We start from the raw sequence: 10328 nt of genomic DNA, 5'->3' as shown, positions 1-10328 counted from the left end.
GCATCCACCGGATGCCCGACATGCCGCAGGACGGCGTGAGCGCGGCCGTCGACGTCAACGAACTGGACGCCGATGCGTGGCTCGCGCTTGCCCATACGCTGAAGTCCGACACGCCGCGCGCGCAGGAGCCGCAGGCCGCGCCTCGCGTCGATTTCGCCAGTTTCGCGCCGAAGCGCTTCGCGTTCCATTTCGGCACGCTGAAGCTGCTCAAGCGCAACTGGGAAAACGTGATCGTCGGCGCGTCGCACATCGACGAGCTGTGGCAGGCGAACATCGCGTCGAACCAGGTGTCGGGCTACCTGTCGTGGGCGCCGGGCGGCGGCCACAACGGCGCGGGCGTGCTGAACGCGCGGCTCGCGAAGCTCGTGGTGCCCGACAGCGCGCAGCACGATCTCGTCGGCCGCGCGATGAACCTGCCGACGCCGACCGACCGCCCGATGCCGTCGATCGACCTGATCGTCGACCAGGTCGTCGCGCGCAACCACGACATCGGTCGCCTCGTCGTCAACGCACGCAATATCGACGAAGCCGGCACGCCGGTCTGGCAACTCGACAAGCTGGAACTGTCGAACCCGGACGCGAAGCTGACGGCAACCGGCAACTGGCGCACGTCGCGCCGCGCGCTCGCCCGCGGTACCGACGAGAACGATGCACCGCGCCGCACCGTATTCGACTTCAAGCTCGACATCGGCAACGCGGGCGCACTGCTCGACCGCGTCGGCCTGCCGCGCACGCTGGCGGACGGCCATGGCTCGGTTACCGGCAAGGTCGGCTGGCGCGGCGGCCCGACCGCGCTCGACTTCCCGTCGCTCGGCGGCCAGATCGCGCTCGATCTCGAACACGGCCAGATCCTGAAGGTCGATCCGGGCGCGGCAAAGCTGCTCGGCGTGCTGAGCCTGCAGAGCCTCGCGCGCTTCCTGACGCTGAATTTCCGCGACGTGATCGGCAAGGGGCTGCCGTTCGACAAGATCACCGGCACCGGGCAGATCTCGAACGGGATCGCCCGCACCGACGACTTCTCGATGATGACGGGGCCCGCGAACGTGACCGTGCGCGGTGCGGTCGATCTCGGCACCGAGACGCAGGACCTGCACGCGCACGTCGCGCCGAAAATCAGCGCGGGTGCCGCCGCGATCGGGGCAGCCATCATCAACCCGCTGCTCGGCGTCGGCGTGCTGGCCGCGAACTATGCGCTGTCGGAGACGCTGTCGCGCGCGTTCGCGCTCGACTACGCGATCACCGGCTCGTGGGCACACCCGCACATTGAGCGGGTGCGGGGCGATCAGGGTAAGATGAATCACGGTCCGGCCGATGCGGCGAACCATTGAGCCACACGCTGAACCGCGCACGGTGCCGGGCCGCACCCCATTTATGACGCAACCGATCCTGCGATGACCGACCACACCCGTTCCGCCACGCCCTTCCAGGTCGCCGCGCTGCAGATGGTGAGCACGCCGGACGTCGCGCGCAATCTCGCGGAGGCACGCCGCCTGATCGCGGAAGCCGCCGGCGAAGGCGCACAGCTCGTGCTGCTGCCCGAGTATTTCTGCTTCATGGGCCACCGCGACACCGACAAGCTCGCGCTCGCCGAACCCTACCAGGACGGCCCGATCCAGCACTTCCTCGCGGACGCCGCGCGTCGCCACGGCATCTGGGTGATCGGCGGCACGCTGCCGCTGAAGGCGCCGGAGCCCGATCGCGTGCTCAACACGACGCTCGTGTTCGATCCGTCCGGCAACGAAGCCGCGCGCTACGACAAGATCCACCTGTTCAACTTCGAGAAAGGCGACGAGTCGTTCGACGAAGCGCGCACGATCCGCGCGGGCGATACGGTCGTCGCGTTCGACGCGCCGTTCGGGCGGGTCGGCCTGTCGGTCTGTTACGATCTCCGCTTTCCGGAGCTGTATCGCAGGATGGGCGACTGCGCGCTGATCGTCGTCCCGTCGGCGTTTACGTATACGACGGGCCGCGCGCACTGGGAAACGCTGCTGCGCGCGCGGGCCGTCGAGAACCAGTGCTACGTGCTCGCGGCCGCGCAAGGCGGCAAGCACGAGAACGGCCGGCGCACCTGGGGCCACAGCATGCTGATCGACCCGTGGGGCGAGATCGTCGCGGTCCGCGACGTGGGCGCCAGCGTCGTGCTCGGCGCGATCGATCCGCAGCGCATCGCCGACGTGCGCCAGAGCCTGCCCGCGTGGCGGCACCGCGTGCTCACCTGAATCCGGCCGCGCCGCTTGAAACGCCGCGCGGCCAACCCATCTGCCCAGAAGCACCCGACAACTTTTTGAGAAACCCCGATATCCGCATGAACATCATCGAACCCGGCATCCGCAACCTCGCGCTGGCGAAGGACATCCTGCTCACGCCGTACGGCCTCGACGAAAGCCTGCTCACGCGCACGATCGCCGACATCTTCACGCATCGCGTCGACTACGCGGACCTGTACTTCCAGGCGACCCGCAGCGAAGCGTGGAGCCTCGAGGAAGGCATCGTCAAATCGGGCAGCTTCAGCATCGACCAGGGCGTCGGCGTGCGCGCGGTCGCGGGCGACCGCACCGCGTTCGCGTACTCCGACGACCTGTCGCCGGAAGCGATCGCGCAAGCCGCTGCCGCCACCAAGGCGATCGCGGCGGCCGGCGGCGGGCGCCAGAAGATCAAGGCGGCAACGTCGCTGAAAGGCATCTCGGGCCGCGACCTGTACCTGCCGTCCGATCCGCTCGCGTCGCTCGACGCGACGGCCAAGGTCAAGCTGCTCGAGCGCATCGAGCAGATGGCGCGCGGCCGCGACCCGCGCATCACGCAGGTGATGGCAGGCCTCGCCGGCGAATACGACGTCGTGCTGGTCGCGCGCAGCGACGGCGCGCTCGCGGCCGACATCCGACCGCTCGTGCGCGTGTCGGTCACGGTGATCGCCGAGCAGAACGGCCGTCGCGAGATCGGCTCCGGCGGCGGCGGCGGTCGCTTCGATTACGCCTACTTCACCGACGAAGTCCTGTCGCGCTACGTCGACGACGCCGTGCATGCGGCACTCGTCAACCTCGACGCCCGCCCCGCGCCGGCCGGCGCGATGACGGTCGTGCTCGGGCCGGGCTGGCCGGGCGTGCTGCTGCACGAAGCGATCGGCCACGGCCTCGAGGGCGACTTCAACCGCAAGGGCTCGTCCGCATTCGCGGGCCGGATCGGCGAGCGGGTCGCCGCGAAAGGCGTGACCGTCGTCGACGACGGCACGCTGCCGAACCGCCGCGGCTCGCTGAACATCGACGACGAAGGCAACCCGACGCAGTGCACGACGCTGATCGAGGACGGCATCCTGAAGGGCTACATCCAGGACACGCTGAACGCACGCCTGATGAAGATGCCGGTCACCGGCAACGCGCGCCGCGAGTCGTACGCGGCGCTGCCGATGCCGCGCATGACGAACACCTACATGCTGAACGGCGACAAGGATCCGCAGGAAATCATCGCGTCGGTGAAGAACGGCCTGTACGCGGTGAACTTCGGCGGCGGCCAGGTCGACATCACGAACGGCAAGTTCGTGTTCTCGGCATCCGAGGCGTACATGATCGAGAACGGCAAGATCACCTACCCGGTGAAGGGCGCGACGCTGATCGGCAGCGGCCCCGAATCGCTGAAGGACGTAAGCATGATCGGCAACGACATGTCGCTCGACTCGGGCGTCGGCGTGTGCGGCAAGGAAGGCCAGAGCGTGCCGGTCGGCGTCGGCCAGCCGACCCTGCGGATCGACCGGATGACGGTCGGCGGTACGGCATAACCGCATCGCAGCGCAGACATTCCGCGCATTTTGAAGAAAACGCGCGGAATGTCCGCATTTTCGACGTTTCCCGGTTGCCAGCCGACCGGCGACGGGGTATAAATTCCGAATCAACTTTTTTGACGAACCGAATCTCCGTCATGTCCGCCAAGTTTTACTTTTACTTTTTTTGGTATCTCAGACCGCTGGCGGATCGAGAGGGTTGATGGCGCGTAAAGCGCAACCGAAATTCCCGAAAAAACCGCCGGCGAACCCGGCGGTTTTTTTTCGCCCTTCGCCACCCGGTCGCCGTCGCAGCGGTCCCGCGGCCTCGACCGAAACCACTGAATCGCTTGAATTGATGAATCTGCCGCACGCCCACTCGCACTGACCGAACGGCGCCCGGAACCAAGGAGAAACAGCATGCCCCCGCACAACACCGACGACGTCCGCATTCGCGAACTCAAGGAACTGACGCCGCCCGCCCACCTGATCCGCGAATTCGCGTGCTCCGAAGCCGCGTCCGAGCTGATCTACAACTCGCGCCAGTCGATGCACCGCATCCTGCACGGGATGGACGACCGGCTGATCGTCGTGGTCGGGCCGTGCTCGATCCATGACACGAAGGCGGCGATCGAGTACGCGGGCCGGCTGGTGAAGGAGCGCGAGCGCTTCAAGGGCGAACTGGAAATCGTGATGCGCGTGTACTTCGAGAAACCGCGCACGACGGTCGGCTGGAAGGGTCTCATCAACGATCCGCACCTCGACAACAGCTTCAAGATCAACGAAGGGCTGCGCACCGCGCGCGAGCTGCTGCTCCAGATCAACGAGATGGGGCTGCCGGCCGCGACCGAATACCTCGACATGATCAGCCCGCAGTACATCGCCGACCTGATCTCGTGGGGGGCGATCGGCGCGCGCACGACGGAATCGCAGGTGCACCGCGAGCTCGCGTCGGGGCTGTCGTGCCCGGTCGGCTTCAAGAACGGCACCGACGGCAACGTGAAGATCGCGGTCGACGCGATCAAGGCCGCATCGCAGCCGCACCATTTCCTGTCGGTGACGAAGGGCGGCCATTCGGCGATCGTGTCGACGGCGGGCAACGAGGACTGCCACGTGATCCTGCGCGGTGGCAAGGCGCCGAATTACGACGCGGTCAGCGTGAATGCCGCGTGCGCGGACATCGGCAAGGCCGGCCTCGCCGCGCGCCTGATGATCGACGCGAGCCACGCGAACAGCTCGAAGAAGCACGAGAACCAGATCCCTGTTTGCGCCGACATCGGCCGCCAGATCGCGGCCGGCGACGCCCGCATCGTCGGCGTGATGATCGAATCGCATCTCGTCGAAGGGCGCCAGGACCTGAAGGAAGGCTGCGAGCTGACCTACGGCCAGAGCATCACCGATGCGTGCATCGCGTGGGACGACAGCGTGAAGGTGCTCGAAGGCCTCGCGGAATCGGTGAAGGCGCGCCGCGTCACGCGCGGCAGCGGCAACTGATCACCTCGTCCGCCAAAACAAAAAAGCCCGGCTCGCACCGGGCTTTTTCATTGGCAGGAGACCCTCCGCCAGTGCATCACTCGAGCGCGCCCGAGCCGAAGATTTCGGTGTTCACGCGTTCCGGCGCGACGCCAGCCGCAACCAGCGCGTCACGCTGCGCCTTCATGAACCCGATCGGGCCGCAGATGTAGTAATCGGCGTCCGGCACCAGCGCGTATTGCTGCACGCTTTCCGGCGTGAGGCGCCCTTCCAGGTCGTAGTCGATGCCGGCGCGATCGTTCGGGCCGACCAGCTCGTACAGCACCGTGCGCTTGACGTTCGCATGGTCGCGCACCGTATCGTTCAGCCAGTCGCGGAACGCGTGCACCGCGCCCGAGCGGCAGGCATGGACGAACCGCACTTCGCGCTGGCTGCCCTCGGCGATCAGCGTCGACGCCATCGACATCATCGGCGTGATGCCGACCCCGCCGGAGATCAGCACCACCGGCGTCTCGACGCCACGCTTCAGCGAGAATTCGCCCATCGGCGCGGTCACCTCGACGATCGCCCCCTCTTCCACGCCGTCGTGCATCAGCGTCGACACCTTGCCGGCCGGGATGACTTCCGGCTTGCCGGCTTCACGCTTCACCGAGATGCGCAGCCACTTGCCGTGCGGCGCGTCGGACAGGCTGTACTGGCGCGGCTGGTCGACGCCGAGGTCGCCGACGAAGCGCTTCACCGTGATGTACTGGCCAGGCTCGAACGTCGGCGCCGCGCCGCCGTCGGCCGGCGTCAGGTAGAACGACGTGATCTCGTCGCTTTCGCGCACCTTGCGCTCGACCTTGAACGGACGGAACCCGCTCCACGCGGCGCCCGCGTAAAGGTCCGCCTCGACACCGATCAGGATCTGCGCGAGCTGGCCGTACGCGACGCGCCACGCCTCCAGCGTTTCCGCATCGACCGCGTCGCCCAGCACTTCGACGATCGACGCGAGCAGGTTCTCGCCGACGATCGGGTAATGCTCGGGGCGGATGTTCAGGCTCGCGTGCTTGTGCGCGATCTTGGTCACGGCGCCGCCCAGCGCGCCGAGGTTGTCGATGTTCGCCGCATACGCGTAGACGGCCTTCGCGAGCGTTTCCGGCTGGCTGCCCGTCTTCTGGTGCGTCTGGTTGAACAGATTCTTCAGTTCCGGATGGCGCGCGAACATGCGCTGGTAGAAGTGCTTCGTGATCGTCGCGCCGTGCACGGCGAGGACAGGGGCAGTGGCCTTCACGCGAGCCATCTGGTCAGCGGTGATGTGGGTCATGTTCGTTCTCCGTTAAACATGCACATACGATACATCTTTAAAAATGGATGCCCCCCGGGCAAATTGTCGCAGCGCGGCAAAGGGGCAAAACGTCAGCGGACCCGGCCGCGCTCCCACAGCACGTCCGATCCGCCATCGGTGCGGTTCAGCACGCGTGCCAGCACGAACAGCAGGTCCGACAGCCGGTTCACGTAGCGCCGCGGCGCATCGTTGAGCGTCTCGGTGCGCCCGAGCGCGACGATCGAGCGCTCCGCGCGGCGGCACACGGTTCGGCACACGTGCGCGAGCGACGCCGCGCGCGAGCCGGCCGGCAGGATGAATTCCTTCAGCGGCGGCAGCGTCGCGTTGTAGTCGGCGAGCCAGCGGTCGAGACGTGCGAGATGCGTGTCGTCGAGCACGGTATGGCCCGGAATGCACAACTCACCGCCGAGATCGAACAGGTCGTGCTGGATCGTCACGAGCGCGGTGCGGATCTCGTCCGGAAGCGTTTCGGCGAGCAGCACGCCGAGGTTCGAGTTCAGTTCGTCGACGTCGCCGATCGCGGCGATCCGCGTGTCGTCCTTGCCGATGCGCCGGCCGTCGCCGAGTCCGGTGGTGCCATCGTCGCCCGTGCGCGTGGCGATCTTGCTCAAGCGGTTGCCCATGCGAATGTCCTCTCGTGCGCGGCCGCGACGCGGCCCGGTTGCGTTCGAACGCGATTATCGCAGCCCGCGGAGGCGGGCGCAGCGGGCGTTACAGCGTAGAATGGCCCGAAACCCTGCAGCACGGGAGCCGGGCCGGCGCCAACGCGTTCACCCGGATCGACAAGGAGACGTACGTGAATCACCCTGCCCAGCCGGCCGCCACGCGCCGCCCCCTTCCCCCCGCCATGCTCGATGCGCTGCGCGCCGCCTTCGGCGAGCGCGTGTCGACCGCTGAAGCCGTCCGCGCCCACCATGGTCGCGACGAATCGCCATTCGACCCGCAGCTGCCCGACGCCGTCGTGTTCGCACACAGTGCGGACGACGTGCGCGAAGTCGTGTCGCTGTGTTCGCTGTACAGCGTCCCGCTGATCCCGTACGGCGCCGGCTCGTCGCTCGAAGGCCACCTGCTCGCGGTACGCGGCGGTGTCTCGCTCGACCTGTCGGAAATGAACCGCGTGCTGTCGATCAACGCCGAAGACCTGACCGTGACGGTCGAGCCGGGCATCACGCGCAAGGCGCTCAACGAAGCACTGCGCGACACCGGCCTGTTCTTCCCGATCGACCCGGGCGCCGACGCGAGCATCGGCGGGATGACCGCAACGCGCGCGTCGGGCACCAACGCCGTGCGCTACGGCACGATGCGCGAGAACGTACTCGGCCTGACTGCCGTGCTCGCCGACGGCCGCGTGGTGAAAACCGGCTCGTGCGCCCGCAAGTCGTCGGCCGGCTACGACCTCACGCGCCTGTTCGTCGGCTCCGAAGGCACGCTCGGCGTGATCACCGAGATCACGCTGCGCCTGCATCCGCTGCCCGAAGCCGTATCGGCCGCGATCTGCACGTTCCCGTCGATGGGCGACGCGGTGCGCACCGTGATCGAGACGATCCAGATCGGCGTGCCGATCGCGCGCGTCGAATTCGTCGATGCGCTCGCGGTGCGCTCGATCAACCGCCATTCGAACCTGACGCTGGCCGAAGCGCCGACGCTGTTCTTCGAATTCCACGGCACCGAGGCCGGCGTGAAGGAACAGGCCGAGCTCGTGCAGGCGCTCGCCGGCCAGAACAACGGCCAGGGCTTCGAATGGGCAACCCGCCCCGAAGACCGCAGCCGGCTCTGGGCCGCCCGCCACAACGCGTATTTCGCGATGCTGCAGTTGAAACCCGGCTGCCGCGCGGTAACGACCGACGTGTGCGTGCCGATCTCGCAGCTCGCCGCGTGCGTCGAGGAAACCGAAGTCGACCTGCGCGCGTCGTCGCTGCCCTGCCCGATCGTCGGCCACGTCGGCGACGGCAATTTCCACGTCGCGATCCTGATCGACCCCGACAAGCCGGAGGAAATCGCCGAGGCCGAGCACATCAACGACCGGATCGTCGAGCGCGCGCTGCGCCTCGGCGGAACCTGCACGGGCGAGCACGGCGTCGGGTTGCACAAGATGCGCTTCCTGCCGAAGGAGCACGGCGACAACGCGATCGATACGATGCGTGCGATCAAGCTCGCGCTCGATCCGCGCAACCTGATGAATCCGGGCAAGATTTTCACGTGCTGACACGGCGGCGCGACGCCGCGCCGCCTGCTGCAGGAGACCCAATGAACGCTCCCGTCGAACTGTCGAGCGCGGCACGCGCGCAGCGCCAGCGTGAAGTCGTGCAGGCGCTGATGGCCGTGCTGCCGACGCACTGCCTGCTGTACCGCGACGAAGATACTGCGCCGTACGAATGCGACGGCCTGTCCGCGTACCGCCGCCTGCCGCTCGCGGTGGCGCTGCCCGAAACGGAATCGCAGGTGCAGCGGATCGTGCAGATCTGCCGCCGCATGGAAGTGCCGATCGTGCCGCGCGGCGCGGGCACGAGCCTGTCGGGCGGTGCGCTGCCGATCGCGCTCGGCGTCGTGCTGTCGCTTGCGCGCTTCACGCGCATCGTCGAAGTCGATCCTTACGCGCGCACGGCGACCGTGCAGCCCGGCGTGCGCAACCTCGCGATTTCCGAAGCCGCCGCGCCGTACGGCCTGTATTACGCGCCCGATCCGTCATCGCAGATCGCGTGCACGATCGGCGGCAACGTCGCGGAAAATTCCGGCGGCGTCCACTGCCTGAAATACGGGCTGACCGTGCACAACGTGATGCGGGTGCGCGCGGTGACGATCGATGGCGAGATCGTCGAATTCGGCTCGCTCGCACTCGACATGCCGGGCCTCGACCTGCTCGCCGTGATGATCGGCAGCGAAGGGATGTTCGCGATCGTCACCGAGGTCACGGTGAAGCTGATCCCGAAGCCGCAGACGGCCCAGCTCGTGATGGCGAGCTTCGACGACGTCGTCAAGGGCGGCGAGGCCGTCGCGGCGATCATCGCGTCGGGGATCATCCCGGCCGGGCTCGAAATGATGGACAAGCCGGCCACGCAGGCCGTCGAGGCGTTCACGCACGCAGGCTACGACCTCGAGGCGAAAGCGATCCTGCTGTGCGAATCGGACGGCACGCCGGAAGAAGTCGCGGAAGAGATCGTGCGGATGACCGCCGTGCTGCGCGAGCATGGCGCGACGCGCATCCAGGTATCGCGCAACGAACACGAGCGGCTGCGCTTCTGGTCGGGCCGCAAGAACGCGTTCCCGGCCGCCGGCCGCATTTCCGCCGACTACTACTGCATGGACGGCACCGTGCCGCGCCGCGCGATCGGCCCGCTGCTCGCACGCATCGAACAGCTCGAAACGCGCTACGGGCTGCGCTGCATCAACGTGTTCCACGCGGGCGACGGCAACATGCATCCGCTGATCCTGTACAACGCGAACGATCCGGACGAACTGCACCGCGCCGAGCAGTTCGGCGCGGAAATCCTCGAATGCTGCGTGGAATTCGGCGGCAGCGTGACGGGCGAGCACGGCGTCGGCATCGAGAAGCTCAATTCGATGTGCGTACAGTTCTCGCCGCAGGAGCGCGATGCATTCTTCGCGGTCAAGCGCGCGTTCGATCCGGCGGGGCTGCTGAACCCGGACAAGGGCATCCCGACCCGCGCGCGCTGCGCCGAGTACGGTCGCCAGCATGTGCGCGGCGGGCTGCTGCCGCACCCCGACCTGCCGCGCTTCTGAGCTTCACGCTCGGTACGCGGCCCGTGCCGGCGG

Annotated in this window: 8 protein-coding genes; 6 read left to right on the top strand and 2 right to left on the bottom strand. The window is 67.5% G+C overall.

The genetic code is table 11. The features are described 5' to 3' along the window. The 4 genes from G3N93_RS25940 to aroG form a co-directional block, all read left to right on the top strand. Positions 1-1328, top strand: a 1328-nt coding sequence (locus tag G3N93_RS25940) for a YhdP family protein (protein WP_277396573.1), incomplete at its 5' end; no start/stop codon positions are given. A gap of 63 nt (positions 1329-1391) precedes the next feature. After that, entirely contained in the window at positions 1392-2219 is an 828-nt protein-coding gene (locus tag G3N93_RS25935) for a carbon-nitrogen hydrolase family protein (RefSeq protein ID WP_046544982.1), read from the top strand. A gap of 86 nt (positions 2220-2305) precedes the next feature. Further along, positions 2306-3772: a metalloprotease TldD gene (tldD, locus tag G3N93_RS25930; RefSeq protein ID WP_174939265.1), complete on the top strand. Its 1467-nt coding sequence runs from the start codon at positions 2306-2308 to the stop codon at positions 3770-3772. A 402-nt stretch (positions 3773-4174) separates the two neighbouring features. Then, positions 4175-5248 carry a 3-deoxy-7-phosphoheptulonate synthase AroG gene (aroG, locus tag G3N93_RS25925; RefSeq protein ID WP_174939263.1) on the top strand — a complete coding sequence of 358 codons (1074 nt, stop codon included), beginning with the start codon at positions 4175-4177 and terminating at the stop codon, positions 5246-5248. A gap of 76 nt (positions 5249-5324) precedes the next feature. On the opposite strand, the gene hmpA is transcribed toward aroG, so the two are convergent. Next, positions 5325-6533 carry an NO-inducible flavohemoprotein gene (hmpA, locus tag G3N93_RS25920; protein ID WP_206134254.1) on the bottom strand — a complete coding sequence of 403 codons (1209 nt, stop codon included), beginning with the start codon at positions 6531-6533 and terminating at the stop codon, positions 5325-5327. A gap of 92 nt (positions 6534-6625) precedes the next feature. Next, positions 6626-7177, bottom strand: a complete 552-nt coding sequence (locus tag G3N93_RS25915) for a cob(I)yrinic acid a,c-diamide adenosyltransferase (RefSeq protein ID WP_039361370.1) — start codon at positions 7175-7177, stop codon at positions 6626-6628. Positions 7178-7350: 173 nt separating this feature from the next. Here G3N93_RS25915 and G3N93_RS25910 point away from each other — a divergent pair, with 173 nt between their 5' ends. Both G3N93_RS25910 and G3N93_RS25905 read left to right on the top strand, forming a co-directional pair. Beyond that, positions 7351-8760 carry an FAD-binding oxidoreductase gene (locus G3N93_RS25910; RefSeq protein WP_206134253.1) on the top strand — a complete coding sequence of 470 codons (1410 nt, stop codon included), beginning with the start codon at positions 7351-7353 and terminating at the stop codon, positions 8758-8760. A gap of 41 nt (positions 8761-8801) precedes the next feature. Beyond that, positions 8802-10295 (top strand): FAD-linked oxidase C-terminal domain-containing protein, encoded by a 1494-nt coding sequence (locus G3N93_RS25905; RefSeq protein WP_011351007.1) that lies wholly within the window; start codon positions 8802-8804, stop codon positions 10293-10295. Positions 10296-10328 lie beyond the last annotated feature (33 nt).

The organism is Burkholderia sp. Se-20378 (assembly GCF_017104665.1).
Taxonomy (GTDB): Bacteria; Pseudomonadota; Gammaproteobacteria; order Burkholderiales; family Burkholderiaceae; genus Burkholderia; species Burkholderia lata.
The sequence above is the reverse complement of the archived record's forward strand: the minus strand, read 5'-3'. Positions and strand labels throughout refer to the sequence as shown.